This is a genomic window from Novosphingobium sediminis (assembly GCF_007991615.1).
In the GTDB taxonomy this organism is placed as follows: Bacteria; Pseudomonadota; Alphaproteobacteria; order Sphingomonadales; family Sphingomonadaceae; genus Novosphingobium; species Novosphingobium sediminis.
On sequence record NZ_BJYR01000009.1, the window covers coordinates 60,547 to 86,700 of the forward strand.

Annotated in this window: 23 protein-coding genes; 15 read left to right on the top strand and 8 right to left on the bottom strand. The window is 66.7% G+C overall.

Annotation, left to right across the window (positions count from 1 at the left end; all coding sequences use genetic code 11):
* The first annotated feature begins 23 nt into the window (after positions 1-23).
* From NSE01_RS06470 to NSE01_RS06480, 3 genes are all read left to right on the top strand, one after another.
* Positions 24-2,327: a TonB-dependent receptor gene (locus tag NSE01_RS06470; protein ID WP_147158824.1), complete on the top strand. Its 2,304-nt coding sequence runs from the start codon at positions 24-26 to the stop codon at positions 2,325-2,327.
* Positions 2,328-2,369: 42 nt separating this feature from the next.
* On the top strand, positions 2,370-3,098 hold the full coding sequence (trmB, locus tag NSE01_RS06475; protein ID WP_147158825.1) for a tRNA (guanine(46)-N(7))-methyltransferase TrmB: 729 nt from the start codon (positions 2,370-2,372) through the stop codon (positions 3,096-3,098).
* Positions 3,099-3,264: 166 nt separating this feature from the next.
* Complete coding sequence (locus NSE01_RS06480; RefSeq protein WP_147158826.1) at positions 3,265-3,813, top strand: hypothetical protein; 549 nt, start codon at positions 3,265-3,267, stop codon at positions 3,811-3,813.
* 124 nt (positions 3,814-3,937) lie between these two features.
* Here NSE01_RS06480 and NSE01_RS06485 read toward each other — a convergent pair whose 3' ends face one another.
* A complete protein-coding gene (locus NSE01_RS06485) occupies positions 3,938-5,671 on the bottom strand; it encodes a DEAD/DEAH box helicase (RefSeq protein ID WP_147158827.1) in 1,734 nt (577 codons plus the stop codon).
* Between the two features lie 204 nt (positions 5,672-5,875).
* Here NSE01_RS06485 and NSE01_RS06490 point away from each other — a divergent pair, with 204 nt between their 5' ends.
* Positions 5,876-7,864, top strand: coding sequence for an alkyl/aryl-sulfatase (locus NSE01_RS06490; RefSeq protein WP_147158828.1), 1,989 nt, complete (start codon positions 5,876-5,878; stop codon positions 7,862-7,864).
* Positions 7,865-7,891: 27 nt separating this feature from the next.
* On the opposite strand, the gene NSE01_RS06495 is transcribed toward NSE01_RS06490, so the two are convergent.
* From NSE01_RS06495 to NSE01_RS06505, 3 genes are all read right to left on the bottom strand, one after another.
* Positions 7,892-9,733 (bottom strand): AMP-dependent synthetase/ligase, encoded by a 1,842-nt coding sequence (locus NSE01_RS06495; RefSeq protein ID WP_147158829.1) that lies wholly within the window; start codon positions 9,731-9,733, stop codon positions 7,892-7,894.
* Positions 9,734-9,842: 109 nt separating this feature from the next.
* Positions 9,843-11,606, bottom strand: a complete 1,764-nt coding sequence (gene ggt, locus NSE01_RS06500) for a gamma-glutamyltransferase (protein ID WP_147158830.1) — start codon at positions 11,604-11,606, stop codon at positions 9,843-9,845.
* A gap of 12 nt (positions 11,607-11,618) precedes the next feature.
* On the bottom strand, positions 11,619-12,650 hold the full coding sequence (locus NSE01_RS06505) for a quinone-dependent dihydroorotate dehydrogenase (RefSeq protein ID WP_147158831.1): 1,032 nt from the start codon (positions 12,648-12,650) through the stop codon (positions 11,619-11,621).
* Between the two features lie 474 nt (positions 12,651-13,124).
* On the opposite strand from NSE01_RS06505, the gene NSE01_RS06510 reads away from it, so the two are divergent.
* The 11 genes from NSE01_RS06510 (at position 13,125) to NSE01_RS06565 (ending at position 21,956) form a co-directional block, all read left to right on the top strand.
* The gene (locus tag NSE01_RS06510; protein WP_147158832.1) at positions 13,125-13,577 is read left to right on the top strand and encodes an RrF2 family transcriptional regulator; all 453 of its coding nucleotides are present in this window, start codon (positions 13,125-13,127) and stop codon (positions 13,575-13,577) included.
* Positions 13,574-15,061 (top strand): Fe-S cluster assembly protein SufB, encoded by a 1,488-nt coding sequence (gene sufB, locus NSE01_RS06515; protein WP_147158833.1) that lies wholly within the window; start codon positions 13,574-13,576, stop codon positions 15,059-15,061. Before NSE01_RS06510 ends, sufB begins: the two co-directional genes overlap by 4 nt.
* Positions 15,058-15,444 (top strand): hypothetical protein, encoded by a 387-nt coding sequence (locus NSE01_RS06520; protein WP_147158834.1) that lies wholly within the window; start codon positions 15,058-15,060, stop codon positions 15,442-15,444. The genes sufB and NSE01_RS06520 overlap by 4 nt, the downstream gene beginning before the upstream one ends.
* A complete protein-coding gene (locus tag NSE01_RS21670) occupies positions 15,441-16,454 on the top strand; it encodes a GNAT family N-acetyltransferase (protein WP_246135060.1) in 1,014 nt (337 codons plus the stop codon). The genes NSE01_RS06520 and NSE01_RS21670 overlap by 4 nt, the downstream gene beginning before the upstream one ends.
* Positions 16,454-17,197, top strand: a complete 744-nt coding sequence (gene sufC / locus NSE01_RS06535) for a Fe-S cluster assembly ATPase SufC (RefSeq protein WP_147158835.1) — start codon at positions 16,454-16,456, stop codon at positions 17,195-17,197. The genes NSE01_RS21670 and sufC overlap by 1 nt, the downstream gene beginning before the upstream one ends.
* Positions 17,194-17,556, top strand: coding sequence for a hypothetical protein (locus tag NSE01_RS06540; protein WP_147158836.1), 363 nt, complete (start codon positions 17,194-17,196; stop codon positions 17,554-17,556). The genes sufC and NSE01_RS06540 overlap by 4 nt, the downstream gene beginning before the upstream one ends.
* The gene (locus tag NSE01_RS06545) at positions 17,549-18,283 is read left to right on the top strand and encodes a SufD family Fe-S cluster assembly protein (protein ID WP_147158837.1); all 735 of its coding nucleotides are present in this window, start codon (positions 17,549-17,551) and stop codon (positions 18,281-18,283) included. The genes NSE01_RS06540 and NSE01_RS06545 overlap by 8 nt, the downstream gene beginning before the upstream one ends.
* Positions 18,280-19,491, top strand: a complete 1,212-nt coding sequence (locus tag NSE01_RS06550) for an aminotransferase class V-fold PLP-dependent enzyme (RefSeq protein WP_147158838.1) — start codon at positions 18,280-18,282, stop codon at positions 19,489-19,491. The genes NSE01_RS06545 and NSE01_RS06550 overlap by 4 nt, the downstream gene beginning before the upstream one ends.
* The gene (locus NSE01_RS06555) at positions 19,488-19,955 is read left to right on the top strand and encodes an SUF system Fe-S cluster assembly protein (RefSeq protein ID WP_147158839.1); all 468 of its coding nucleotides are present in this window, start codon (positions 19,488-19,490) and stop codon (positions 19,953-19,955) included. Before NSE01_RS06550 ends, NSE01_RS06555 begins: the two co-directional genes overlap by 4 nt.
* Before the next feature lie 23 nt (positions 19,956-19,978).
* Positions 19,979-20,350 carry a HesB/IscA family protein gene (locus NSE01_RS06560; protein WP_147158840.1) on the top strand — a complete coding sequence of 124 codons (372 nt, stop codon included), beginning with the start codon at positions 19,979-19,981 and terminating at the stop codon, positions 20,348-20,350.
* Between the two features lie 271 nt (positions 20,351-20,621).
* Positions 20,622-21,956, top strand: coding sequence for an oxygenase MpaB family protein (locus tag NSE01_RS06565; protein ID WP_147158841.1), 1,335 nt, complete (start codon positions 20,622-20,624; stop codon positions 21,954-21,956).
* On the opposite strand, the gene NSE01_RS06570 is transcribed toward NSE01_RS06565, so the two are convergent.
* The 4 genes from NSE01_RS06570 to thrS all read right to left on the bottom strand — a co-directional run bounded on the left by NSE01_RS06570 (position 21,953) and on the right by thrS (position 26,133).
* Positions 21,953-22,273: a PilZ domain-containing protein gene (locus NSE01_RS06570; protein ID WP_170233778.1), complete on the bottom strand. Its 321-nt coding sequence runs from the start codon at positions 22,271-22,273 to the stop codon at positions 21,953-21,955. The genes NSE01_RS06565 and NSE01_RS06570 overlap by 4 nt on opposite strands.
* Positions 22,274-22,368: 95 nt before the next feature.
* Positions 22,369-23,304 carry a hypothetical protein gene (locus NSE01_RS06575; RefSeq protein ID WP_147158843.1) on the bottom strand — a complete coding sequence of 312 codons (936 nt, stop codon included), beginning with the start codon at positions 23,302-23,304 and terminating at the stop codon, positions 22,369-22,371.
* Positions 23,305-23,395: 91 nt separating this feature from the next.
* Positions 23,396-24,142: a sulfite exporter TauE/SafE family protein gene (locus tag NSE01_RS06580; protein ID WP_307725967.1), complete on the bottom strand. Its 747-nt coding sequence runs from the start codon at positions 24,140-24,142 to the stop codon at positions 23,396-23,398.
* A complete protein-coding gene (gene thrS / locus NSE01_RS06585) occupies positions 24,139-26,133 on the bottom strand; it encodes a threonine--tRNA ligase (protein WP_147158845.1) in 1,995 nt (664 codons plus the stop codon). Before thrS ends, NSE01_RS06580 begins: the two co-directional genes overlap by 4 nt.
* Positions 26,134-26,154: the final 21 nt, after the last annotated feature.

Genomic DNA, 26,154 nt, shown 5'->3' on the forward strand with positions numbered 1-26,154 from the left:
TGCGCTTGCATACCGCGCACCAGATGAGGAGATCGCTCACCATTGCCGTTGCGACCATGTTGGCGTGCATGGCCTCCACTGCGCAGGCGCAGGAGGTGGATCAGTCCATTCTCGTCACGGCCCCCGGTGCGGGGCTGGACAGCGACGATGCGCTCGGCCTCTCGCGCGGCGATCTTGCGCGCGGCGGCCGCCCTGACCTTATCGGCGCGCTCACCCGGCAGCTGCCGGGCGTGACCTTGCAGGATGCGCAGGGCAATCCCTGGCAGCCCGCACTCGTCTATCGCGGGCAAACCGCGTCGGGCGCGCAAGGGCAGGCGCAGGGCCTTGCCGCCTATCTCGATGGCGCGCGTTTCAATCTTCCGTTCGGAGATACCGTCTCGCTCGATCTGGTGCCTGATGCCGCGCTGCGTAACGTCGAACTGCTCGATTCGAGCCCGGTATACGGTCTCAATGCGCTCGGCGGTGCGCTCGTGCTGGAAACAGCGACCGGGCGCAACGAACCCGGCCTCACCGCCAGCGCCTCGCTCGGGGCATACGGCGCGCATGATGTGAGCCTTGCTGCCGGCGGCGCAGCCGGGCGGTGGAGCGCATTCGCGGCGGTGCAATCGCGCGGCGAAACAGGCTGGCGCGACTACAGCACCTCGCGCCTTTTGAGCGGCTTTGCCGACCTTGGCTATGACGGCGTTGCGGCTGGCATCCATGCCAAGCTCATCCTCGCCAGCACCGGCCTCAGCGGCAATGGCGCGGCGCCGGAAGACCTGCTCGCCGTCCGCCGCAGCGCGGTGTTCACCTACCCGGACCGCACGGAGAACCGCTTCGCCCGCGTGAGCCTGCACCCCTGGGCCGATCTTTCGCCCACCACGCGGTTGCAGGCGGCGATCTACGCGCAGTGGCAGAAGAGCCGCCTGCTCAACGGCGATGCCGCCGATATCGAACCCTGCGAGGAAGACGCAGGGCTGCTCTGCCTCGAGACCGAGAGTGAGGGGGAAGAGCAAGCCGAAGTCCTGACCGACCGGCAGGGCAGCCCGATCCGCGCGCTGGCGGGTGATCCGACTTATGCTGTGTTCAATCGCGGGGCGCTCTCCTCGCGCGGGTACGGCCTGCTTGCGCAGATCACCGATCGCCGGCCGCTGCTGGGCGGGAGCAACGTGCTCACGATCGGCACCAGCCTCGACTATGGGCGGAGCGCTTTTGCGGCGACGACCGAACTCGGCACGCTCGACGTTACGCGCGGGGTGAAATCGGCTGGCCCGGTGATTGCGCAAAGCGACAATGCCATTGCCCCGACCTCGGTCATCGCGCGCAATTTCTATGCCGGGTTCTTCGCTGCGGAAACGCTGCCGCTGGGGCCGCGCCTGCAACTCGAAGCAGGGCTGCGCTACAACTACGCGGCTATCCGGCTCGCCGATCAGATCGGCACGGCGCTGAACGGGCAGCACCATTTCGGCCGGCTCAACCCCGGACTTGAGCTCGATTGGCAGGCCGCTCCCGGCTTCTCGCTGCGTGCCGGTTATGCCGAATCGAACCGTGCGCCGACCCCGGCGGAACTCTCCTGCGCCGATCCGGAAGCGCCTTGCAGCCTCGCCAACTTCTTCGTTGCCGATCCGCCGCTGCGGCAGGTCGTGGCGCGGACATGGGAACTAGGCGCTTCGGGCAAGGGCAATGCGGGCGGCTGGCGAATCGAATGGCTCGCTTCGGCCTACCGCGCCGACAGCCGTGACGAGATCCGCCGTGTCGCCTCCGGGGTCCGTGGCCGCGCCTATTTCCAGAACCTTGGCGATGCGCGGCGGCAGGGCATCGAACTGTCGCTGACTGCGCAGCGCGGCGGCCTCAGGGTGGCGGCGACCTATGCCTTCACCGATGCCACCAATCGTTCGTCGGTACGGATCGCCAGCCCCGGAAATCCGGTGGCGGAGGCGGACGGCGCGATCCTTGTCCGTCCCGGTGACCGGCTGCCGGGCGTGCCGCGCCACAGCGCCAATCTCAATCTGGACTATGCCGGGAAGGTCGGCACCTCGCGGCGCTTCACCGTCGGCGCTACGGTTTCCGCACGGTCTGGGCAGGTGCTGCTCGGTGACGAATCGAACCGCGCTCCGCTGGTGCCGGGCTATATCCTGATCGACCTGCGCGCGGGTGTTGAACTGGTGCACGAGGTCATGCTGTTCGGCGAAGTGCGCAATCTGCTGGACCGCCGCCATGCCACATTCGGGACGTTCGGCGAGATCGGATCGGTGCCTCTCGCCGAAGCGCCCGGCGCATCATCACCGCGTTTTCTCGGTCCGGGCGCGCCGCGGCGCTGGACGATCGGAGTCCGGCGCGGGTTCTGAAACGTTGACCCGCTCCCGCCGCGCTGCCAGAGGCGCCGCACCATGACCGCACACAAGCCGGGCGATCCGCTCACCATCAACCGCCTCTATGGCCGCGCCAAGGGCAAGCCGCTGCGCGCTGGCCAGCAGGCGCTGATCGATACGCTGCTTCCGCAGATCGCGGTGCCTGATGAAGGGCCAGTCACGGCGGAGGCATTGTTTGGCAATGTTCGTCCGCTGCACTTCGAGATCGGCTTCGGCGGCGGCGAGCACATGGCGGGCCGCGCGGACATGCTGCCCGATCACGGCTTCATCGGCGCAGAACCGTTCCTCAACGGCGTGGCGCAGGCGCTGGTGCACATCGATGGCGGGCGCGGTTCCGACGGCAGCGCGACCGGCATGCCGATCCGCAACGTGCGCATCCACCACGGCGATGCGCTCGAAGTGCTCGCGCGCGTGCCGGATGGCGCGCTCTCGTTCGTCTACCTGCTCCATCCCGATCCTTGGCCCAAAGCACGCCATGCCAAGCGGCGGATGATGAACGACGGACCGGTCGACCTCATCGCGCGCAAACTCAGGCCCGGCGGCGAGTTCCGTTTCGGCACCGATCATCCGATCTACTTGCGCCATGCGCTGATGGTCATGCGCCGCCACACCGATCAGTTCGAGTGGTTGGCAAAGCAGGCGGGAGACTTTCAGAAGCGCCCCGGTGGCTGGCCCGAGACCCGTTACGAGGCCAAGGCCCGCGCGCAGGGGCACGAGGTCTGGTACTTCCGTTACCGGCGCTGCTGACACCGCGAGGCCGGCCTTCGCGCCGTGCCTTGCGAAACATTCTTCGGGGCCGCCCGTCAGAAAGCGCATTAACCAATTAATCTCTTCCTAACCAAGCGGGTTTAACTTCAGCCTCAACGCCGGACAGCAAGGGATCGTCTGGCAAGGAAAGCGAAGCGAGGGGCTTATGGCCACAACCCAGACAGCGCAGACCATTGTGACCGAGATGCGCGAGTTTGCCGGATTCACACCGTGCGAGCAGCGCTATATCCGGCGCAGTCTCGATATCGGCCTCGGCCGGCATGATGCGTTCCGCCGCTGGGCGCGCGGACCTGCGGAAGCGGCCTCGATTCGCACGCAATACGTCATGTATCAGGATCTCAAGCTGCTCCGCAGCCTGCTGACGACCGACGTCGCGGGCGGTGAAGCCGCTGGTCTCGAAGACCTCGAAACCGTGATGGGTCCGCTGCTGCGGGTAACCACCTTCGATCTCTCGCAGGGCCGCATCGAATGCTTTTCGGCCTACCGCTTTCTCTATGAGCGTCTGCTCGGCGCCGAGGTGCGGCCTTGGCTTCCGGGTGCCTTCTGCGGCGCCGCAGCGCTCCCGCATATCCGTCCGGAACGCCGCAAGGAACTGCTGCAATCGATCAGCGAAGCCGCAGCGACGGCACCAGGCTGGTCGCTGCGTTCACCGCAATTCTTTCCGGAATACGTCGAGCTCGAAGAGGCGGCCTGAGGCCCACCGACAATTCGTCATTGCGAGCGTAGCGAAGCAATCCAGGGCGGCATTGCGCGGCTCTGGATTGCTTCGCTACGCTCGCAATGACGATCCCATGTGACGAGCAGCGGCCTGAGGGCCGTTACTTCGCCCGATCCGGCTTTGCCCGCCACGTGCCCTTGCGGTGCGGCTTCGGCGCCTCTGATCGGCCCGGCTGGCGATAGGGCTTTGGCGCATGGCCCGGCTTGCCTTCGCGGCGATGACGGCGTGCGTCCTCGCGCGGGGCACCGTCCATCGGCAGGATCTCGAACTCGTCCGCTTCCTCGGCCGTGCGGCGCACCGCGTCCATGAAGCGCGCGGCGATGGCCGTGGGCACTTCGAACAGCGTTTCGCGCGCAGTGATGCGGATCGCGCCGATCTCGCTGCGGCTGACATGGCCGCGGCGGCAGAGCAGCGGCAGAACCCAGCGCGGATCGGCATTCTGATCGCGCCCGATGTTGAGCCGCATCCATGTGCTCTGTTCGAAGCCGGGACGCGGTTCGCGCGGCGGCGGCGGGCCGCCTGCATCGCCGCTCATCAGCTCTTCGGGTTCGGGCATGCGGGCGCGGTGGACCTGGACCAGCGCCATGGCGATATCTTCGGCGCTGCGTTCAGCGAGCAGGCGCTGGGCCAGCGCGCGGTCTTCGTCCGTGGCCTCGACCGGTGCGAGCAGCACCGACATCAGGCGGGTGCTGTCCGCCTCACGGATATCGGCGGCAGATGGCACCGGCACCCAGCGCGCGGGAATGCGCGCGCCGCGCAGCATGGCTTCCACGCGCTTGCGGCGCGGATAGGGCACGATGAGCACCGCGGTGCCCTTCTTGCCCGCACGCCCGGTGCGGCCCGAACGGTGCTGCAGCGTTTCCGCATCGCGCGGAATCTCGACATGGACGACGAGGCTGAGCGAGGGCAGGTCGATCCCGCGCGCGGCGACATCGGTGGCGACGCAGACGCGGGCGCGGCGGTCGCGCAGCGCTTGCAGCGCGTGGTTGCGCTCGTTCTGGCTGTGCTCGCCCGACAGGGCGACGACGGCAAAACCGCGCTCGGTGAGGCTGGCGTGGAGGCGGCGGACATTGTCGCGCGTGGCGCAGAACAGCATCGCGGTTTCCGCCTCGTGGAAGCGGAGGAGGTTGACGACGGCGTGCTCGATATCGGCGGGGGCGACGGCCATCGCCTGATAGTCGATATCGCCGTGGCCGCGTTCTTCGGTGACGGTCGAGATGCGCAGCGCGTTGTTCTGGTAGCGGCGGGCGAGCGCGACGATCGGCGCGGGCATGGTTGCCGAGAACAGCAGCGTGCGGCGTTCGTCGGGCGTCGCATCGAGGATCGCCTCAAGGTCCTCGCGGAAGCCCATGTCGAGCATTTCGTCGGCTTCGTCGAGCACGGCGACACGCAAGGCGGAAAGCTGGAGCGCACCGCGTTCGACGTGATCGCGCAGGCGGCCCGGGGTGCCGACGACGATATGGGTGCCGTGCATCAGGGTGCGGCGTTCGCGCGAAGGGTCCATGCCGCCGACGCAGGTGGCGATGCGCGCACCGGTCTGTTCAAAGAGCCACATGAGTTCGCGGCTGACCTGCAGCGCGAGTTCGCGGGTGGGTGCAATCACCAGCGCGAGCGGGGCGCCGGCGGGGCCGAGCTTGTCTTCACCGGCGAGCAAGTCCGCGGCCATGGCGAGGCCGAAGGCGACGGTCTTGCCAGAGCCGGTCTGCGCCGAGACGACGAGGTCGCGGCCATGGGCTTCGGCTTCAAGGACGGCGGCCTGCACCGGGGTAGGGGCGGCATAGCCACGGGCTGCCACGGCGGCGCCGAGGGCGGGGGGGAGCTGGGAAAAGGGCATAGGACTTTCGGGGGAAGAATAGCTTGCCGAACTCGCGGTGGCGGCCGGAATCTGCCGCCTCCACGCCGGGAGAAGCGCGCCCCATAGAACAATTCGAGCCGTTTGGCTTGTGTTCTTTGCAGGGGCCCCGATTTTGCACCCCTCTTGTCAGCCCGGGCGGGAGCGGACAAGCTGGCGCGATAAGAACGACAGGAGGGGATTGCAATGGAATTGCGCGCTCGCATGATGCGGCTGGCTTTGGCGACGGCGGCGTTCTTGCCGGGACTGGCACTGGCCGCCCCGCCCGCATCTCCACCTGCCGACCCGGCGCTTTCTTCCAAGCCCGCAAGCGCGGCGACAGTGGCAGCGCAGCAGGCCGTGGCCGCCGCGCTGCCGCAGGAGGACGGGCGCGATGCGGCCTTCGCCGCGCAGGGTTTTGTGGCGAGCGCCGCCGATCCGGTGATCCGCGATGCGGCGGGCCGGGCGGTGTGGAATGTCGCCGCCTATGATTGGGTAAAGGGCCCTGCGCCCGCCAGCGTGAACCCCTCGCTCTGGCGCGAAGTTGGGCTGCTCAAGCAGCACGGCCTGTTCGCGGTGGCGGACGGCGTGTGGCAGGTGCGCGGGTTTGACGTTTCGAACATGACCGTGATCCGTGGGGCAACCGGCTGGGTGCTGGTCGATCCGCTGACGACGAAGGAAACGGCCGCGGCTGCGCTGGCGCTCGTCAATGCGCAGCTTGGCGCGCGGCCGGTTTCGGCAGTGATCTACAGCCACAGCCATGCCGACCACTTCGGCGGCGTGCGCGGGGTGATTGCCGAAGCCGATGTGGCAGCGGGCAAGGTGCAGGTGCTCGCCCCGGCGCACTTCATCGAGGAATCGGCGAGCGAGAACATTCTGGCCGGCGCTGCGATGGGCCGGCGAGCGCAGTACCAGTTTGGCGGCGGCCTAGTGCCCGGCGCGCAAGGGCAGATGGGCAGCGGCATCGGGCTCGGCGTCTCCTCGGGCACGATCACGCTGATCGCGCCGACTGACACGATCGCGCGCACCGGAGATACGCGCGTGGTCGATGGCGTGCCGATGGAATTCCAGATCGTCTCAGGCAGCGAGGCGCCGAGCGAACTCAACGTCTATTTGCCGGGGCCGAAGGTGCTGCTCTCTGCCGAGATGAGCACCTGTTCGCTGCACAACATCCTCACCCCGCGCGGCGCCAAGGTACGCGATACGCGGGCCTGGGCGGGGTATCTCGATGAAGCGCTGCACCTTTATGGCGGGCGCAGTGATGCGGTGATTTCCAGCCACTGCTGGCCGCGCTTCGGGCAGGCCGAAGTGAGCCGGATGCTGGCGAGCCAGCGCGACAACTACCGCCTGCTGCACGATCAGACGCTGCGGTTGATGAACAAGGGCGAGACCCCGACGGAGATCGCCGAAGAGCTGGTGCAGCCGGCAGCCATCGCTGCGGACTGGTTCAACCACGGCTATTACGGCACCTACAGCCACAACGCGAAGGCGGTCTACCAGTTCTACCTCGGCTGGTACGATGCGGTGCCGGCCAACCTCAATCCGTGGCCGGCGGCGGAGCGTTCGAAGCGGCTCGTCGCGGCCATCGGCGGTCCGGCCAAGGTGCTGGCGCAGGGCCGCGCGGCGATGAAGGCTGGCGATTACCGCTGGGCCTCCGAACTCCTCAGCGCGGCAGTCTTCGCCGATCCGGCAAACAAGGCCGCGCGCGCCGCTCTGGCGGATAGCTACGAACAGCAGGGCTATCAGGCGGAAAGCGCGATCTGGCGCAACCAGTTCCTCGCCGCCGCGAACGAGCTGCGCAATGGACGCATTTCTTCCGCCACCTCAAGCCAGAGCCAGGACATGATCGCCGCCGTGCCGACGCAGCTCCTGCTCGATTCGGTTGCGACGCGGATCGATCCGGCCAAGCTGGCGGGGCGCAAGATGGCGATCAACCTCGTGATGCCCGAACGCGGCGAGACGGCGGGGGTGGAGCTCACCGGCACCGCAATGCTCGCGCGGATGGGCGCGGCCACTGGCGCAGCGGCGACGCTGACCGCCCCGCGCCGCCTGCTGTTGGGGCTGCTCTTCCTGAAGATGCCGCTGGCGCAACTGGAAGCCGCAGGGCTCAAGGTCGAAGGCGACCGGGCCGCCGTTGAAGCATGGCTGGCTGCGCTCGATGCGATGCCGGGGGCGTTCAATATCGCTGAACCGTGAGGGATTGAGAGCCCTCACGGCTGGGCCTCACCCCTTGTACAGCGCGTCGATCCTCGACCCGTAGCGTTCCTTGATCTTGTGGCGGCGGATCTTCATCGAGGGGGTCATTTCCTCGTTGTCGATGGTGAAGGCTTCATCCGCCAGCGCAATCTGGCGGACCTTCTCGATCACCGAGAGGTCCTTGTTCACCCGGTCCACCGCGGCGCGGATGGTGGCGCGGAAGGCGGGGAGGTCTGCAAGCGCCGTCATGTCGTACTTCTCGCCCTGCGTGCGGGCCCATTCCATCGCCCATTCGGGATCGGGGACGATCAGGCCGACGATGTAGGGCCGCTTGTCGCCCGATACCATCGCCTGTGCGATCTCCGGCTGGAGCGTCAGCATACCCTCGATCCGCTGCGGTGAGACGTTGTCGCCCTTGTCGTTGACGATCATGTCCTTCTTGCGGTCGGTGATCTTGATGCGGCCCTTCTCGTCGAAATGGCCGATATCGCCGGTGTGAAGCCAGCCTGCCTGCGGCCCATCCTGCGGGATCGCGCGCCGGGTCTCGGCATCGTTCTGCCAGTAGCCGTGCATGACGAGTTCGCCGCGCACGAGGATTTCGCCATCCTCCGCGATCTTCACTTCGACGCCGCGCATCGGCGGGCCGACGGTATCCATCGCAAGGCCGACTTTGGGGCGATTGCAGCTGATGACCGGGCCGGATTCGGTCTGGCCGTAGCCTTGCAGCATGGTGAGGCCCATCGCATCGAAGAACAGGCCGACTTCGGGATTGAGCGGCGCCCCGCCAGAGACCATCGCCTTCATCCGGCCGCCGAAGCGCTGGCGGATCTTGGGGCGAAGGGTGCGTTCGATGAAGAAATCCATCGGCGCGTCGGCGATCCGGCGCAGGACTCCGGCGCCTTCGGCCTTGCGGGCGCTGATGGTGAGGGCGCGGGCCATCAGGTAGTTCGGCAGTTTGCCCTGCTTTTCGACCTGCTTCATGATCCGCGCGCGCAGCACTTCGAACAGCCGCGGGACGACGACCATCAGCGTGGGCCGCGTTTCCTCGATGTTGGAGGCGAGCTTCTCGAGGCCCTCGGCGTAATAGATCTGCGCGCCCATGCCGATGGGGAGGTACTGGCCGCCGGTATGTTCATAGGCGTGGCTGAGCGGCAGGAACGAAAGGAACGCCTCGGTTTCCTTGCCGCTTGCGTCCCAGCCGAAGTCTTCCGCGAGGATGTGCGCCGCGCCGTCGACGTTGCACAGGATCGCGCCGTGGTGTTGCAGCACGCCGCGCGGGGCGCCGCCGGTGCCGCTGGTGTAGATGATGCAGGCCGTCTCGTGCCGGCCGATGGCGGCAATGCGCGCGGCCACCGAAAGGCGCGCCGGCGCGGGATCGCCGCTCGTCATCGCGGACCAATCGTGGAAACCGATGCGTTCGGACTGCATGCGGCGCAGCGGTTCCATGCCGATTATGTGTTCGACCGGCGCGGCGCTGAGGCAGGCGGCGAGCAGCGGTTGGGCCAGCTTGGCATTGGACACGATGACCGCCCGCGCGCCCGAGTTTTCGAGCACGTGGAGATGGTCGCGTTCGGTATTGGTGACATAGGCGGGCACGGTGACCAGCCCTGCGGCCATGATCGCGAGATCCGCGATGCACCATTCCGGCCGGTTTTCCGAAACGAGAATGACGCGGTCGCCCGGATCGAGGCCAAGGCCGCGAAGCGATTCCGCCAGCAGGCAGACCTGATCCGCCGCTTCACGCCAGCTCAGCGATTGCCATGTGCCCCCGCGCTTGGCCCAGAGGAACGGACGATCACCGAAGAACTCGGCCCGATCGAGGAACATGGCGACGAGATTCGGATACGACGCGAAATCGGAAAGCTGCACGGTGTGACGATCCCCTGGCCCAACGGTGCCCGCGCCCGCGGGCCTTCTTGTTTAGCCGGGAAACTAGGAGTGCCGTTGCGGAAGGGCAAGAAGCCCTGTGGATAGCGCCTCAGGGGGAGGCCGTAGCGCCCTCGCTGCGCGGATCGGCGGCGCCGACCCAGTGGTATTTTCCGTCTGTGCCCGGCACCCACTCGATGGCATTGGCCTTGAGCCGCATCGGCACCGCCACGACCTTGGTGTGGCCAAACGCCTGCAGCGCCGGAACCATCGCGGCAAGCGGCGTGCCGCTTTCCACGGCCAGAATCCCGCCGGGCGCCGGCATCACGATGCCCTGCGTGATCGCGTCGCGCGCGGACAGGTTCCAATCGAGCGTGCCGATGATCACGCGGATCACTTGCGGCGGGATCGTGTAGCCACCCGCCGCCCCTGCAATCAGGCGCAAGTGGCCATCGGGGCCATAGACCACGACCGGGCTCATTGAACTGCGCGGGCGCTTGCCGGCTTCGACGCGGTTGGCGGTCGGTTTGCCATCACGGTCGGGGTCGAGGTTGAAGTCGGTCAGTTCGTTATTGAGGAAATAGCCGCCAACCATGAGGCCGGAGCCGAACGCGCTTTCGACGGTCGAGGTGTAGCTCGCCGCGTTCCCCCAGCGATCGACCGCGGCGAAGTGGGTGGTGCCGTGCTCGTCGATCGGGCCGGCCATGGCAAAGCGGTCGCTTCCACCGGCGGGTTTGCCGGGAGCGGCTGTGTTGATCGCAGCCGTCTCGGAGATCAGCGCCGAGCGGGCGGCGACATAGGCGGGATCGGTCAGGCCCGCGGTGGGCACTGGCACGAAATCGGGATCGGCAAGCCAGGCGTCGCGGTCGGCAAAGGCGAGCCGTTCGGCCTCTGCGATAAGGTGCCACGCGGTGGGGGAGGCGGGGCCCATCGCCTTGAGGTCAAAGCGTTCGAGTTCGCCCAGCGTCTGCAGCACGGTGACGCCGCCCGCCGAGGGCGGACCCATGGTGCACACGCGGTACACGCGGTAGCGGCCGCACACCGGATCGCGCGATTTGGCCTTGTAGGCAGCGAGATCGGCGGTCGACATCGGCGCAGGATTGCGCGGGGCGGTGCCGACCTTTGCGGCAATCGCCTTGGCATTGCCGCCCAGATAGAAGCTGTCGGCGCCCAGCGCTGCGATCTTTTCGAGCGTCGCGGCGAGCGCGGGATTGCGCACCACGGTGCCGACGGGGAGCGGGCTGCCGTCCGGTCCGAAGAACAGGGCGCGGCCAGCAGGATCGAGCCCGGCGATGTCTGAGGCAAAGCCGAGCGTATTGTTAAGGCGCGGAGTGATCGCAAAGCCTTCGCCCGCCAGCTTGATGGCTGGGCCGAACAGCACGCGCCACGGCAGCTTGCCGGTGCGCGCGTGGGCCATCGCGGCGAGGCGCAGGTTGCCCGGCACGCCGACACTGCGCCCGCCCGGCACCGCATCGCTGTGGCTCAGCACTTTGCCATCGACCTTGAACCAATCTGGCGTGGCGGCGGAGGGGGCCATCTCGCGCCCGTCGAAGCTTGCGACATTGCCCGCTTCATCCGCCGTCACGAGGAAGCCGCCGCCACCGATACCGGAGCTTTGTGGTTCGACCACGGTGAGCGCGAGCATGACCGCGATCGCCGCATCGGTAGCAGACCCGCCGAGGCGCAGCATTTCGGCGCCCGCCGCAGCGGCGCGCGGGTCGGCCGCCGTAACGACGCCAGGATCCTCGGGTATCGCGGGTGCAGCCGACGTGTTCGCGGAAACCGGGCGTGCCGCGTTGGGAAGCGGCGCGCAGGCGCTGGCCAGCGAGGCGATTGCGAGCGGGGCGAGCAGCGAGCGGGTAAGGCGGTTCATCATCACCGCTAGTGACTATTCGCTGCCGACGGCCTCGGCAATGCTGCTCATGCCCTCGGCGCGAACACGCTTGGCGAGACCGTCCACGATCCGCCGCACCAGCCCGGGTCCTTCATAGACCAGCGCGCTGTAGATCTGGATCAGACTGGCCCCGGCGCGGATGCGCGCCCAGGCATCATCCGCGCTGGCGATGCCGCCCACGCCGATCAGCGGAATCCGGCCACCGGTGGCGCTGCGGAAATCGCGCAGCACCTGCAGCGCCAGCGGGCGCAGCGGTTCGCCCGAAAGGCCGCCCGCCTCGCCCCCAAGGGGTGAGCGCAGCGAAGGGCGGGTGATCGTGGTGTTGGTGACGATCAGCGCATCGAGCTGCTTGTCGATCGCGATCTTGCAGATGGCATCGATATCCGTGGCGGTAAGATCGGGGGCAAGCTTCAGGAACAACTTGGTGGATAGCGCACCGCGCGCCTCGATCACCGCATCGAGCAGGTCTGCCAGCGCGGCCGGATCCTGCAAGGCACGCAGGCCGGGGGTGTTGGGCGAGCTGATATTGACCGTCAGGTAGCTTGCCAGCGGGGCCATGATGCGGGTCATCGCCGCGTAGTCGGCGATGCGGTCCACCGAATCCTTGTTGGCGCCGATATTGGCCCCGACCACCCCGGGCTGGCTCTGCCGCGCCGCGAGGCGCGCTGCGACAACCTCTGCGCCCGCATTGTTGAAGCCCATGCGATTGATGACCGCGTTGTCCTCGACGAGGCGGAACAGGCGCGGCTTGGGGTTTCCCTCCTGCGGGCGCGGGGTGACCGTGCCTGCCTCGACGAAACCGAAGCCGAGGCCGAGCAGGGCGTCGGGCACTTCGCCATTCTTGTCGAACCCGGCAGCAATCCCGACCGGATTGGGGAAGACCAGTCCTGCGACTCGCTGGCACAGCGATGGTTGCGGTGCGGCCCGGCTCCCCCGCGGCGCAGCCGCCAGAGCGGCGATCGTGAGGCGGTGGGCAGATTCGGCGGGAATGCGGAACAGCAGGGGACGGCAAATCGAATAGAGCATGCGTGGTCGTTTCCCTCCGGCCCCGTCCCGTTCTTGCGCAACGGTAACGGATGGTTGGCTCTATTGCCTCCCCGGACCGGCGCGCCAAGCAGCAATTGCAACCAGATTGTCGGTTAAGCACGGGTTAAGTATTGAATTCACTAGGCTGTTGCAGCTGTGCCACCGATTTTGTCGAATCCGTACAATTCTTTGGCTCTGCAGTGATCTACCAAAATCGTGCGACCCGAAGGGCTCGGTGCAGCAATGCTTCCGAGTTCTCGACTTCATGGCGGCTCGTGCCCTGGCACGGCCGCCTTTTTTTTGGTGTTTTTGGACTTAACGCGCAGCGCGCGCGGTCCGCGGTGGCACAGGCTTCGCATCCTGACATTTTGGGGCATGGCTGGCTGCTTGCGCTTGCGTCCAGCATCTCCTAGATAACCGGAACAGTTTGGTCCGATTTCGGATCGGGCGTCTTTTTTCCGGGAAAGTGCTGCAATGCGACTTTCGAGCATGGCCGACTATGCCGTGGTGACGATGACCGCCGCCGCAAGCCATTGCGGACGTCATGGCGCGGGTGGTGCGCGGGTTTCGGCGCAGCAGCTGGCGGACGAGACCGGCCTGCCGGTGCCCACGGTGCAGAAGCTGGTGAGCAAGCTTTCGGCAGCCGGTCTGCTCAAGTCCGTCCGCGGGCTTGGCGGCGGGCTCAAGCTGGCGCGGCCGGCGGCAGCGATCTCGCTGGCGGATATCGTCGAGGCGGTCGAAGGTCCGATCGCGATGGCGCCGTGCAGCGTGCATGGCCGCCACGATTGCACGCTGGAAGCCGATTGCACCGTGCGCCCGCACTGGCCGCAGGTCGATGCCGCGCTGCGCGGCGCGCTGGCCGGAGTGCCTTTGACGCAGTTGGCGCGCCCGGCCCAGGCAGCAGCGGGGGCGGGAGCCACAGCATGAGCGAGAACACTGAAATCGAGATCAAGGATCAGGCCGCGCGCGAAGCAGCGGCCCGCGTTGCCGACTACGAGCATGGCTGGTCGTCCGATATCGAGCAGGAATACGGTCCCAAGGGCCTTTCCGAAGACACCGTGCGCTTCATCTCGGCCAAGAAGAATGAGCCGGAGTGGATGCTCGAATGGCGGCTCAAGGCCTATCGTCACTGGCTGACGATGCCCACGCCCGAGTGGGCCAAGCTCAACATCCCGCCGATCGACTATCAGGAAGCCTATTACTGGGCCGCGCCCAAGGCCAAGCCCAAGCTGGGCAGCCTTGATGAAGTCGATCCCGAGATCCTGCGCATCTACGAGAAGCTCGGCATTCCGCTCGAAGAGCAGAAGGTGCTCGCGGGTGTCGAAGGCGCGCGCAAGGTCGCGGTCGATGCGGTGTTCGACAGCGTTTCGGTGGCGACGACCTTCCGCAAGGAGCTCGAGCAGGCCGGCGTCATCTTCCGCTCGATCAGCGAGGCGATCCGCGAATATCCGGATCTCGTGAAGCGCTGGCTGGGCAAGGTCGTGCCGATGCACGACAACTACTTCGGGGCGCTCAATTGCGCGGTCTTTTCGGACGGCACCTTCGTCTACATTCCGGAGGGCGTGCGCTGCCCGATGGAGCTTTCGACCTATTTCCGCATCAACGCGGAAAACACCGGTCAGTTCGAACGCACGCTGATCGTGGCCGACAAGGGCGCCTACGTCTCCTACCTCGAAGGCTGCACCGCCCCGCAGCGCGACGAAAACCAGCTCCATGCCGCAGTGGTCGAACTCGTCGCGCTCGACGATGCCGAGATCAAGTACTCGACCGTGCAGAACTGGTATCCCGGCGATGCAGACGGCAAGGGCGGCATCTACAACTTCGTGACCAAGCGCGCACTGTGCCAGGGCGCACGCAGCAAGGTGAGTTGGACGCAGGTGGAAACCGGCTCCGCGATCACGTGGAAGTACCCCAGCTGCGTGCTCAACGGCGAAGGTTCGGTGGGCGAGTTCTATTCGGTCGCCGTCACCAACAATTACCAGCAGGCCGATACCGGCACCAAGATGATCCACAACGGGAAGAACACCCGCTCGACCATCGTGTCCAAAGGCATCAGCGCGGGTCATTCGAACAACACCTATCGCGGCCTCGTGCGCGTTGCCCCGCAGGCCGAGGGCGTGCGCAACTTCACCCAGTGCGATTCGCTGCTGCTCGGCGCGGACTGCGGCGCGCATACCGTGCCCTATATCGAGGTGCGCAACCCCAGCGCGACGATCGAGCACGAGGCGACCACGAGCAAGATCTCCGACGACCAGCTGTTCTACGCGATGCAGCGCGGCCTCGCGCAAGAGGACGCCATCGCCCTCATCGTGAACGGCTTTGCGCGCGAAGTGCTGCAGCAGCTGCCGATGGAGTTTGCAGTCGAGGCGCAGAAGCTTCTGGGCATCAGCCTTGAGGGGTCGGTCGGATGATTCTGTCGATGCTGCTGCTGAGCGGCGTGCAAATCCCCGATTCGGCGCCCGCGCTCGATGCGGTGAAGACGTGCAACCGCGTCGAGATCCGCAAGATGATCAGCAGCGAACCGCACCGCCGCACAGAATTCGCTGCCGCCGCCTATGCCGAGCAGCGCGACATTGCCCGCGAGCGCGCCATTTTGCTGGCTCCGCCTATGGCCAATCCGGCGGCTGGCACACCTGCCGGACAGGCGAGTACGGCGAACGCGTTGACCCAGATCGATGCCCGCCAGAAGCAGCTGGATGATGCCCGCGCCATCGAGACATCGTGGCGGGAGCTGTTCGACGAGATGCGCGCGGACTTCCTCGCCAACTGCAACGGCAAGAAGGACACGCAATGACCACGACCATCACAGTGCGTCCTGTTGCGGCTGACGATGCCGCTGAACTGGCCGAACTGCTCAACGCGGTCATCGCCGCTGGCGGGACGACCGCGCTGCAGGATCCCTATACGCCGGAGGCGCTGAACGCGGCCTATCTCACCGGTCCCAACGTCCACTGCTGCTTCGTGGCCGAGGACGATGACGGTACCCTTCTCGGCTTCCAGACGCTGGGGCGCTACCCCGGTCTGCCCGAGGATGTCGGCGATATCGGCACCTTTGCGCGCGTCGGCGGCACCCAGCGGGGGATCGGTTCAGCGCTCTTTGCCGCGACGACGAAGCGCGCCCAAGAACTGGGCCTGACCGCCATCAACGCGACGATCCGGGGCGACAATAGCGGCGGCCTTGCGTTCTATGCCAAGCAGGGCTTCGTTGATCATGGCGTTACCGAGGACGTCCCGCTCAAGGATGGCACCCCGGTCGACCGCGTGCACAAGCGTTTCGTCCTCCCGGTTGAGGTACAGTCGCAGCCCAAGCGCAAGCTCTCGTTGCGCTTCGGCGAGGGCGATGCGCCGACCTTGCAGAAGAAGGGGCGCGGCTGGGAGATTTCCGAAAGCCGCCTCGATGCCCTGCACGAGCGGGCCCGCGAGATGCGCCGCAATCCCACCCCCGCGCAGGAAGCGCTGGCCGATGCGCTGACCCGCGTCGAAACCGGCGGCTACAGCTTCAAGCGGCAGACGGTGATCGGCTCGGCCATCGTGGATTTCGCCTGCAAGCAGCTGATGCTTGTCGTCGAAATCGACGGCGATGCCGATGCCGCCTTTACCGCCGCTCGCGACAAGAGCCTGTCCGAAGTGGGCTACCGCGTCGAGCGCATCGCCGCTGCCGACGTGCTCGCCGATCCTGATGCCGCCGCGCAGCGCATTTCCGATGCGATGCGCGCGCTCCACACCGAACGCCGCGCCAAGCGGTCAAGCTCCAGCAGAACTGCCACGCGCCGCCCGGCGCCGCGCCGTCCCCGGGAATACTGATGCTCACGATCAACAATCTGCACGCCACCGTTGCCGACAAGCCGATCCTCAAGGGCCTCTCGCTCTCGATCAACGCCGGCGAAATCCACGCGATCATGGGGCCGAACGGCGCCGGCAAGTCGACGCTTGGCTACACCCTGGGCGGTCGCCCCGGCTATGAAGTGACCGGCGGCTCGGTAGAGTTCGACGGGCAGGACCTGCTCGCGCTCGAACCCCATGAGCGCGCGGCGGCGGGGCTGTTCCTCGGCTTCCAGTATCCGGTCGAGATTCCCGGCGTCTCCAACCTCCAGTTCCTGCGCGAGGCGCTCAACGCGCAGCGCAAGGGGCATGGCGAAGAGCCGCTTTCGGGCGCCGCCTTCATCAAGCGCGCCAAGGAACAGGCGGGCCTCCTGCGCTTCGATATGGACATGCTCAAGCGCCCGGTGAACGTGGGCTTCTCGGGCGGCGAGAAGAAGCGCGCCGAGATGGTGCAGATGGGCATCCTCGCGCCCAAGCTCGCCATCCTCGACGAGACCGACAGCGGCCTCGATATCGACGCGCTGCGGATCGTTGGCGAAGGCATCAATGCGATCATGCGCAAGCCCGACAAGGCGGTGCTGCTCATCACGCACTACCAGCGCCTGCTCGATTACGTGCAGCCGGACTTCGTTCACGTTCTGGCGGGTGGCCGGATCGTGAAGTCCGGTGGTCCGGAACTCGCGCTGCAGCTGGAAAGCGAAGGCTACGAGGCCGTGGCGGCATGAGCCTGCTGCTTGCCCTTGCGGCTGCGGCGGGGAGCGCGGCGCCCGCAATGCCCGCCGCGTTCCACGGCGAATGGGCGCCGACTTCGGCGCTCTGCGCGGACAAGTATGCGCGCCGCATCGTGACCGCCCCGATGAACACCGAGGGCGATTACTGGGGCGTGGTCAAGGCTGTCGACATGCTCGATCAGGGCCACATCGTGGTGCGCGAAGGTGACGACGATTTCGGCGTTGCGCTGACGGCGGACTACGCGCTCGGGCCGGATGGCAAGACCATGACGCTGCGCATCCTTGATCGGAACGGTAGCAGGGCTCCCGAAAACCCCATCGCTCTGGTGCGCTGCGAGGTGGCCCGTGGATAGTCTCGCCCTCCCGACCCGCGCCGACGAGGCCTATCGCTACGCCGACCTCGCGGCGCTGGAGCGGCTGTGGCCCGTCGCGGCGCAGGAAATCCACGTCGCCGCCGGCGAGGCTGGCGCGCTGGCGATCACCGCGAATGCCGATGCTGCGGACGTGCGCGAGATCGTCATTACGCTGGAAGACGGCGCGAGCTTCGATCTGCGCGTGCTCAATGCCGGGCAGGCCTATGGCCGCATCGCGGTGACGGCCACGCTCGGCAAGGGCGCGTCGTTCCACTTCGGCGCGGCGCAGCTTGGCGGCGGCGAACAGACGCTCGAGATCGTGACCGAAGTCCGTCATCTGGCGCCCGATGCGGTGAGCCGGCAGGTCGTGCGCTCGGTGCTCGGCGGCCATGCCACGGGCACCTACCTGGGCAAGGTTCACGTCGCGCGCGGGGCCATCGGCACCGACGGCGAGCAATCGATCCGCGCGATGCTGCTGGAGCGCACCGCGACCGCCAATGCGCGGCCCGAGCTCGAAATCTATGCCGATGACGTGAAGTGCGCACATGGCTGCGCGGTGGGTGAGCTTGATCCGATGGGTCTGTTCTACCTGCAATCGCGCGGGCTGCCGCCATCGGAAGCGAAGAAGCTGATGCTCCATGCGTTCATCGCGGAGGCTTTCTTGGGCGCGCCGGAAGGCGAAGCGCTGACAGAGGCAGCCTTGGCGGCGCTGGAGGGCTTGCTGTGAGCACCGAAACTCTCACCCGCGCTGCCGAATGGCCCGGCCTGCTCAACGCCGAGGGCAAGCGCTGGCACTACCTCGATACCGCCGCGACTGCGCAGAAACCGCAATCGGTGATCGATGCCATGACGCGCGCGATGGGCGCAGATTACGCAACGGTCCACCGCGGGGTCTACACCCGCTCGGCCGAGATGACGCTGGCCTACGAAGCGGCGCGGCGCACCGTGGCGGCGCTGATTGGCGGGCGCGAGGACGAGTTGGTGTTCACGCGCGGCGCGACCGAGGCGATCAACCTCGTTGCGCAGACCTGGGGCGTCACCAACCTTAAGCCCGGTGATCGCGTGCTGCTGTCGCAGCTGGAGCATCACTCCAACATCGTGCCGTGGCAGCTGATCCGGGATCGCACGGGCCTCGAGATCGACGTCTGCCCGCTGACCGAGGACGGCCGGATCGACCTCGACGCGGCGGAGCGCATGCTCACCCCGGCGCACAAGCTGGTTGCCTTCGCGCATGTCTCCAACGTGCTGGGCTCGGTCCTCGATGTGCCGCGCGCGGTGGCGCTGGCGCACGGCGTGGGCGCGAAGATCCTGCTCGATGGCTGCCAGGCGGCGGCGCGGCTCCCGGTCGATGTCGCGGCGCTGGGCTGCGACTTCTACGTCTTTTCAGCGCATAAGCTCTATGGTCCGACCGGGATCGGCGCGCTGTGGGCGAAGAAGGACCTGCTCGATGCCATGCCGCCATGGCAGGGCGGCGGCTCGATGATCGACCGCGTGACCTTTGCGCAGACGACCTGGGCTCCGGCGCCGCAGCGCTTCGAGGCGGGCACCCCGGCGATCGTCGAGGCGATTGCTTTCGGCGCGGCGGCAGACTTCCTGACCAGCCATGGCCTTGATGCGATCCACGCGCATGAGACGCGGATGGTGGCCATGGCGCGCGAGGCACTGGGGCGGATCAATTCGGTGCGCCTGTTCGGGCCGGAAGACAGCGCCGGGATCGTCAGCTTCGCACTGGAAGGCGTGCACCCGCATGATCTCGGCACGATCCTCGACGAGGAAAACGTGGCGATCCGCGCGGGGCACCACTGCGCACAGCCCCTCATGGAGCATTTGGGCGTGCCGGCCACGGCGCGCGCCAGTTTCGGCATTTACAGCGATGAAAGCGATGTCGCCGCCCTGCTGCGCGGCATCGAGCGGACCAAAAGGATATTCGGATGAGCCGGATCGAGATCGAGGAAGTCGAAGGCGTCGAACCGCCGCGCCGCGCGCGCGTCGAGGAAGCAGTTGAGACTCCTGCCGAAAAGCTGGAACGCAAGCGCGACTATCTGGAGGGCTTCCTTGCCGAGAAGCCAGCGGATGCGGCGCCGGGCGAGCCGGGCGGGGATATCTACGAAGGCGTGGTCGCCGCGCTGCGCGAGATCTTTGATCCGGAAATTCCGGTCAACATCTACGACCTCGGCCTGATCTATGGCGTCGACGTGAGCGCGGAAGGTTCGGTCATGGTCACGATGACACTGACGACGCCGCACTGCCCGGTCGCCGAAACGATGCCCGCAGAAGTGGAACTGCGCGTCGAGGCCGTCCCCGGCGTGCGCGATGCCGAGGTCAATCTCGTGTGGGATCCGCCATGGGATCCGCACAAGATGAGCGATGACGCGAAGCTCGAACTTGGTATGCTCTGAACCGTACCTATCTAGGTGAAGCCATGACCACCGACACCACCACTCGCCCCAAGCCCCGCCAGCGCCCCGCTGCGGTGATTCTCACGCCCTCTGCCGAGGCGCGCGTGGCGAAGCTGATGGCCTCCGCACCGGAAGGCGCGATCGGCGTGAAGCTTTCCACCCCGCGCAGGGGCTGCTCTGGCCTCGCCTATTCGGTGGACTACGTCTCTGAAGCGAACCCGATGGACGAGCGGATCGAGACGCCGGGCGGCACGTTCTTCATCGACGGCGGCTCGGTGCTCTATCTGATCGGTAGCACGATGGACTGGCAGGAAGACGATTTCACCGCCGGTTTCGTGTTCCAGAACCCCAACGCCAAGGGCTCCTGCGGCTGCGGGGAAAGCTTCACGGTCTAGAGCCTGTCCTGATGAGGTGGAAGCGTTGGCACGGAGCCGATTTTGGCCCAGCGCGAGGCGAGAGGAGGGAGCTATGCTTGCCCATAGTGACCGACGAGCAACGCTGCGATGGGCCAAAAGCGGCCCGCCCCTTCGGGGTCGTCTCAGGAAGCCCCTCGGACAGCGTCGCGCCGCTTGCACGGGCTACCGGCCCGCACTGCGCGGCGCTCCTTGCCGAGAAGCTTCCTGAGACGATGACAACGCTTCCACCTCATCAGGACAGGCTCTAGCCGTGCCCACCCCCATCGCGCAGCTGCGCCAGCGCATTGCGGCGCAGCGCATCGATAATCCGGCGATGTATGGCGGGGTCGATTTCGAAATTCATCCCGAACGCCTGCTTCTGGATGGCGATGTGGCGGGGAGCGAACTGCGCTCCTATCCCAAGGCTGCGGCACGGCTGCTCGAAAACACCGAACTCATGGAGCGCATCGCCGCCTACACCCTGATGGGTGATGCCGTGGCCGATCCCTATGCCGCGCTGATGCCGGAATACGGCTTCCGGCGGCTGGTCGATATGCTGGTCGAGGCCTGCGACAAGGGTGCCGACAAGGTGGAAGGCGCGCCCGCCGAACTCGTTACCTTCATCCGTTCGATGGAAGCCACGCCCGCGTGGGTGGATATGAAGATGGTCGAGGAAGGTGCGCGGCTACACCGGGTTAGCTTCGCCAATGTCGCGCCGTGGGCGATCCGCGGGGCGTTCGTCGCAACCTTCATGAACAAGTATGCCGCGCTGCCGATGGCGCTGACGGGCACGCTCTCCAACAAGACCGCCGCGCGCCGGATCAAGGAGACCGCGACGTTCTTCGGCACTTCGGTGCTGCCCGGCGCGTTGGCGCGGTTCGGGCCGGGCTTCAAGGCGGCGGCGATGGTGCGGCTGATGCACTCGATGGTGCGCTTCAACGTGCTGTCTGCGGACAAGTGGGACCAGAAAATCTACGGCATCCCGATCCCGCAGGTGGACCAGATGCCTGCCGGGTTGATCTCTGATTTCCTGATTTCCTCCAAGGTCTTGCGTGAGGGGCGGAGCGACTTCACGCCCGAGGAACGCGCGCAGATCGAATTGTCGCGCTATCGCTGCTTCCTGCTCGGCTTGCCCGAAGACCTGCTGGCCGAGACGCCGCAGGGGATCGTCGATGCGTGGAATGCGCGCGCGCTCAGCTTGCGCGCCGGGTTCGATGAAGCGACCTGCGGCGGCCTGCTGCGCGCCACGCTGGAAGCCGATCTGATCGATACCTCGACCCCGCAGGGGCAAGTCCGCGCGCGGCTCGAGCGCTCGTTCGCCAAGGTCTATTTCATGCAGAACTTCTGCAATGGCAGCGAGAAGGCTGCGGCGCGCTTCGGTGTGCAGATCCGCGCGATCGACAAGCTGCGCGCGACAGCCGTCGGCGTGGGCCTGATGGGCCAGATGCGGCTCTATGGTGTCGCCGCCAAGACGCCTGTGGTCCGGCACCTCGCGGACCAGCGACTGGTGGGCAAGGTGCGCGGCTATCTCGGCAGCCTCGGCCATGCCGAGTTCACGACGGACGCCGCGAAGTACAAGCCGGCGGTGGCGAAGCCCGCGGCTTAGAGCCTGCGCAGCCGGATCGGTGCCGGTTCGGTCAGCAATGCATCGACCTGGCGCGAGCCGAGGGGCCGGGCAAATTCGAGGCCGAGCCGCGCGCGGTCCGACCAGCGGATGATTGCCCGCGTAACGACCGTGCCGAAATCGATCTCCACGAACTGGCCGCTCGCGCCGTCGGCAAGATCGTTGCTCTCGATCTGGCAGCCATAGCGCGAGATATCGAAGATTCGCTGCACGCGCCCGGAGGTGACTTCACCCGCGCGCTGGCGCTGGACGCGGCGATTATCGACCGCGACTTCGTGCGACAGCATTCTGGCCGGCATGTGCATAAACGTCCCCTTGCGATGAGACGGTTATGCGGGACTTCCGGTAAACGGTTCTTGCTGCCACAATGGCTAATTTCACGTGAAAGGCGGCTTCACGCCTCGGCAAGAAACGCGAGAAGCGCCTCTTCGAGCGGGTCGGTCTGCCCGTCCGCGCCGATCTTGCCGTCGAGCCAGGATTGCTCGGGCGAGGTCACACCCGCTTCGGAGCCAGCTTCACCGGCGAAGTCACGCGCGGGGGGGGCCGCCAGCACGTCGCGCGCTGCGGAGCGCAGGTCGCCCGCGCCGACGCGGCTCATCCGATGGAAGAAACCGCCAAGACCGCTGGAGGTCTGGTTCATGAAGCCTTCGAGCTCGGCTGCCCGCTCGCGGGTGATGGAACGCCCGCTGGTCCAGCCCTGCAGGTAGTTGCCGACGCCCTGTACGAATAGGCGCTGCCATTCGGCGGCATTCGGCTGGCCCAGCGTTGCATCCTTGATGCGGAACAGCATTTCGGCCTCGCGCTGGCTCACCCCGGCGGGGCGATCACCGCCGTTGGCGAAGATCACGCGGCGCAGCAGCTTGCATTCGGCCTCGGTGATCGAACCCGGGATCAGACTTCCGCCATCGCGCGTCGGGCCTTCGCCCGTGAGCACGGTGCGCTCGATCTGGGCCAGTGCGTAATCCTTGAGCCGGTCAGGTGTGCCAAGCGCCTTTTCCAGCACGCGGACGAGGAGTTCGAGTTCGGCTGCCGAATCGAGGCAGCCGTCGTGGTCGAGCCGGGAAATCAGCCAATTGGCAGTGTCATCCGCGACATAGCCGCGCGGTTCGGTGCCGTTCAGCACGTATTCGCCGACAGCTTCCACGAGGAAGTCTATCCATTCGGGGCTCTTGGTGGAGACGACCTCGTTGATCGCGAGAATCGCTTCGGCCTCGGTCTGGTCGATGCGGCCATCGGGCCATGCTGAACGGCGCAGGGCCAGCACTTCGTCTGCCGTGATGGCGCCATCGGCGGCGGCCTGGCGGGCCAGCTCTGGGAAGTTGATCGTCATCACGCAGTCCGTCCGGTTGTGCAGAGATGGCACCTATGGACCGGAGAGGGTTTATTTGGCGTTACCCATGCCGCCGAGCGGGATAGGCAGTTCAGCCGAGCAAGCGAACGACCGCCATGAGCGCAGAGGCGGCGAGCAGCACGCCGACGAATCCGCGCCACAGCGCATCGCTCACTTTGCCGAACGCGAGCGAGCCGAGGTGATTGCCGATGAGCACCGGCCCGAACAGCAGCAGCGCGAACAGCGCATCGCGCCATGTTGCGAGGTGAAGCGCCAGCGCGGCGGTTGTGCTTGCTGTAGACGTGAGCAGGAACACCGTGAGCATTGAGGCCCGGGCCACCTCGCGCGGGATCGGGCGGCGCAGGTAATAGGGCACGACGGGCGGTCCCGGCATACCGGCAAACCCGGTGAGCAGGCCCGACGCGGCGCCGGTCAGCCCGGTCTCCAGCTTGCCGGGCGCGTGGCCGGGCTTGGCCGGGAGCAGCACCATCACGAAGGCGGCGATTGCTACCACCGCGATCAGCACGCGGGCGACAGGGGGCGGCGTGGCGAACAGGGCGAGGAGACCGAGCGGGGTCATCAGCATGGCGAGGCCGCCGATCACGCCAGCGCTCTTCTCGCCCGCGTTCCACACCTTGCGCGCGCCGACGAGGCCGATGAGCAGGCCGAGCATGTTGGAGACGACAACCGCCTCGCCCGGCCGGATGACCAGCGCAATCAGCGGGACGAGCAGGATGGCCATGCCAAATCCCGCCAGCCCCCGCACGAAGGCGGCGATGAACGCCGCCAGCGCGCAGAGCGCCAGCGAGAGCAGCGGAAGATCGAGAAGTGCGATCAGGCGCGCAGGTCCGGCGGGGTTGCTTCGGCCTTGAGCATCGCGATGGCCTCGGCCAGCGGCATCACCTTCTGGTGCTGCTCACCCAGCGTGCGGATCGCCACAGTGCCTTCCTCCGCCTCGCGCTTGCCGACCACCAGCAGATACGGGACCTTCTGCAAGGAATGCTCGCGCACCTTGTAGTTGATCTTCTCGTTGCGCGTGTCGGTCTCGGTGCGGATCCCTGCGGCGCGCAGCGCTGCTGTGGCCTCATGTGCATAGTCGTCGGCGTCCGAAACGATGGTCGCGACGACGGCCTGAACCGGAGCAAGCCATGCGGGCAGGCGGCCGGCGAAGTGCTCAATCAGGATGCCGATGAAGCGCTCGTACGATCCGAAGATTGCACGGTGGAGCATGACCGGGCGGTGGCGCTCACCGTCCTCGCCGATGTAGCCCGCATCGAGCCGCTCGGGCAGCACGCGGTCGGACTGGATCGTGCCGACCTGCCAGGTGCGGCCGATGGCGTCCGTCAGGTGCCATTCGAGCTTGGGCGCATAGAATGCGCCTTCGCCGGGGAGTTCCTCCCAGCCGTATTCCGGCGTGGCGAGTCCGGCCTCGGTCACCGCATTGCGCAGCTCCGTCTCGGCCATGTCCCACATCTCTTCGGTGCCGAAGCGCTTTTCGGGGCGCAGCGCCAGCTTGATCGAATACGTGAAGCCGAAGTCCTTGTAGATCCGGTCTGCCAGTTCGCAGAAGGCGCGCACTTCGGAGACGATCTGGTCCTCGCGGCAGAAGATATGCGCATCGTCCTGCGTGAACTGGCGCACGCGCATCAACCCGTGCAGTGCGCCGTGCGGTTCGTTGCGGTGGCAGCAGCCGTTTTCATAGAGGCGTAGCGGCAGTTCGCGGTAGGACTTGAGGCCCTGCCGGAAGATCAGCACGTGCGCCGGGCAGTTCATCGGCTTGAGCGCCATCCACTCGGCATCGTCCGAAACGATCGGGCCTTCGTCCTCGGTGTTCGGCACTTCGTCGGGGATGACGAACATGTTCTCGCGGTACTTGCCCCAGTGGCCGGACTGCTCCCACTGGCGCGCGTCCATCACCTGCGGGGTCTTGACCTCCTTGTACCCTGCGCCGTCGATGGCGCGGCGCATGTAGGCCTCAAGCTCGCGCCAGATGCGGTAGCCCTTGGGGTGCCAGAACACCGAGCCATGCGCTTCCTGCTGGAGGTGGAACAGGTCCATTTCCTGGCCCAGCTTGCGGTGATCGCGCTTGGCCGCTTCTTCCAGCCGCGTGAGGTGCGCATCGAGCTGCTTCTTGTTGAGCCAGCCGGTGCCATAGACGCGGCTGAGCATCGCCTTTGACTGGTCGCCGCGCCAGTAAGCGCCCGAAACGCGCGTCAGCTTGAAGGCCTGCGGATCAAGCTTGCCGGTGGAGGCAAGGTGCGGCCCGCGGCACATGTCGAGCCAGTCATCGCCCGACCAGTACACAGTCAGCTCTTCGCTTTCCGGCAGTTCGGCGGCCCATTCGGCCTTGAACGTCTCGCCCTGCTGCTTCCAGCGGCTGATCAGCTGCTCACGGCTCCACACTTCGCGGCGGAGCGGCTTGTTCGCGGCGATGATCTTGCGCATCGCTTCTTCGATGGCGGGCAGGTCGTCCTCGGTGAAGGCACGGTCCTTCGGAGCGAAGTCGTAATAGAAGCCGTCGTCCGTGCTCGGGCCGAATGTGATCTGCGTGCCCGGGAACAGCGCCTGCACCGCCTCGGCCAGCACGTGGGCATAATCGTGGCGCACCAGTTCGAGCGCATCGGCCTCGTCGCGCGCGGTGACGAGCGCGAGCGCAGCATCGCCTTCGAAGGGGCGGGTGATGTCGAACAGTTCACCGTTCACGCGCGCGCCGATCGCCGCCTTGGCAAGGCCGGGGCCAATCGCGGCGGCGATGTCTGCCGGGGTCGTGCCGGGCGCGACTTCGCGCGACGAACCATCGGGCAGGGTGATCTTGAACATCTCGGACATGAGTACTCTCGCTGAATTCGC

Excerpts from the sequence above, each read along its gene's own strand:
- ggt (WP_147158830.1), bottom strand. The coding sequence starts at position 11,606 with ATGATGAACCGCCTTACCCGCTCGCTGCTCGCCCCGCTCGCAATCGCC.
- NSE01_RS06505 (WP_147158831.1), bottom strand. The coding sequence starts at position 12,650 with ATGCTCTATTCGATTTGCCGTCCCCTGCTGTTCCGCATTCCCGCCGAA.
- NSE01_RS21670 (WP_246135060.1), top strand. The coding sequence starts at position 15,441 with ATGACCACGACCATCACAGTGCGTCCTGTTGCGGCTGACGATGCCGCT.
- thrS (WP_147158845.1), bottom strand. The coding sequence starts at position 26,133 with ATGTCCGAGATGTTCAAGATCACCCTGCCCGATGGTTCGTCGCGCGAA.
- NSE01_RS06480 (WP_147158826.1), top strand. The coding sequence starts at position 3,265 with ATGGCCACAACCCAGACAGCGCAGACCATTGTGACCGAGATGCGCGAG.
- NSE01_RS06510 (WP_147158832.1), top strand. The coding sequence starts at position 13,125 with ATGCGACTTTCGAGCATGGCCGACTATGCCGTGGTGACGATGACCGCC.
- NSE01_RS06485 (WP_147158827.1), bottom strand. The coding sequence starts at position 5,671 with ATGCCCTTTTCCCAGCTCCCCCCCGCCCTCGGCGCCGCCGTGGCAGCC.
- NSE01_RS06470 (WP_147158824.1), top strand. The coding sequence starts at position 24 with ATGAGGAGATCGCTCACCATTGCCGTTGCGACCATGTTGGCGTGCATG.
- NSE01_RS06560 (WP_147158840.1), top strand. The coding sequence starts at position 19,979 with ATGACCACCGACACCACCACTCGCCCCAAGCCCCGCCAGCGCCCCGCT.
- sufB (WP_147158833.1), top strand. The coding sequence starts at position 13,574 with ATGAGCGAGAACACTGAAATCGAGATCAAGGATCAGGCCGCGCGCGAA.
- sufC (WP_147158835.1), top strand. The coding sequence starts at position 16,454 with ATGCTCACGATCAACAATCTGCACGCCACCGTTGCCGACAAGCCGATC.
- NSE01_RS06540 (WP_147158836.1), top strand. The coding sequence starts at position 17,194 with ATGAGCCTGCTGCTTGCCCTTGCGGCTGCGGCGGGGAGCGCGGCGCCC.
- trmB (WP_147158825.1), top strand. The coding sequence starts at position 2,370 with ATGACCGCACACAAGCCGGGCGATCCGCTCACCATCAACCGCCTCTAT.
- NSE01_RS06490 (WP_147158828.1), top strand. The coding sequence starts at position 5,876 with ATGGAATTGCGCGCTCGCATGATGCGGCTGGCTTTGGCGACGGCGGCG.
- NSE01_RS06555 (WP_147158839.1), top strand. The coding sequence starts at position 19,488 with ATGAGCCGGATCGAGATCGAGGAAGTCGAAGGCGTCGAACCGCCGCGC.
- NSE01_RS06520 (WP_147158834.1), top strand. The coding sequence starts at position 15,058 with ATGATTCTGTCGATGCTGCTGCTGAGCGGCGTGCAAATCCCCGATTCG.
- NSE01_RS06575 (WP_147158843.1), bottom strand. The coding sequence starts at position 23,304 with ATGACGATCAACTTCCCAGAGCTGGCCCGCCAGGCCGCCGCCGATGGC.
- NSE01_RS06570 (WP_170233778.1), bottom strand. The coding sequence starts at position 22,273 with ATGCCGGCCAGAATGCTGTCGCACGAAGTCGCGGTCGATAATCGCCGC.